The organism is Brevundimonas sp. FG8 (assembly GCF_057808845.1).
This window is the reverse complement of record NZ_JBMDIU010000022.1, coordinates 1-1,089: the sequence shown is the minus strand read 5'-3', so window position 1 is coordinate 1,089 and position 1,089 is coordinate 1. Positions and strand designations below refer to the sequence as shown.

At 69.1% G+C, this 1,089-nt stretch carries 1 protein-coding gene; it reads right to left on the bottom strand.

Annotation, left to right across the window (positions count from 1 at the left end):
• The coding region (locus tag ACODRV_RS17420) for an OmpA family protein (RefSeq protein WP_488909182.1) at nucleotides 1-1,089 on the bottom strand (1,089 nt) is incomplete at both ends.

Sequence of the window (1,089 nt, the reverse complement as noted above, 5' to 3'; positions counted from 1 at the left end):
GGTGGCGCGACGGTTGAGCGGCTCACGCACGCCGTCGGCGGTGGCGCGGGCCAGCTCGGTTTCACCCTTGCCGTCCAGCGAGATCACGCCGCCGTTGACGCCTTGGGCGACCAGGGCGTCAGCCACGGTGCGCGAACGACGGTTCGACAGGCCGATGTTGTACGCCGCCGAACCCGAGGTGTCGGCGTGGCCGACGATCAGGATGCGCGTCGGACGACCCGACTTGGCGTAGTTGGCGGCCTGCGTGACCACCGACTGGGCTTCGGCCGTCAGGTCCGAGCGATCCCAGTCGAAGTACACCACGAACTCACGGTTCGCCTGCACCGGCGGAGGCGGCGGGGGCGGAGGAGGCGGCGGCGGCGGAGGCGGAGGCGGGGGCGGCGGGGGCGGCGGGGGCGGCGGAAGCGGAGCTTCATCCGCGCCGAACGCATAGCGCAGGCCCAGCGAGATGGTGTGGCTGTCGTCGTAACGACCGGCGAACGGACCCACCAGCGACGCGTCGGCCGGGACCGACACGAAGGTGTTGAACTCCATGTTCGACATCAGATAGCGGTAGGTCAGGTCCAGATGGGCCCGATCACCGATCGCCCAGGCCAGGCCGGCGATGGCTTGCGCCGCCAGCTTGGTCGAGGTGTCGTCCGCGCCGACGCCGGTGGTGCGGCGACCGCCCAGGGTGCCGATGAACTTGGTGTCGACGATGTTCACACCGGCGCCCAGGCCGATGAACGGACGCAGCGCCCACGACTCGTCGCCGAAGTCGTAGATCACATTGGCCATGAACGTCGTGGCGGAGATTTCGCCCGACGGGTTTTCGCAGGCGCCGGCGGCCGGAACCACGTTGCAGACGCCGGTCGGAACGTTGCCGTTCGGGTTGGTGACCGCGCCGAGCTCGCCGGAGTCACGGTAGCCGCCTTCGAGTTCCACGCGCCAGTTCTGGTCGAACCGGTAGCCCAGACGGGCGAAGGCCGCCCACGAATCGTCGACTTCGAAGTCCCATTGCGGACCCGTCGTCGTCGACGTCAGTTCCAGATCGTCAACGGTGTGGTAACCGGCGTCAATCGCACCGTACCAGCCGTTCGGCTCGGCCGC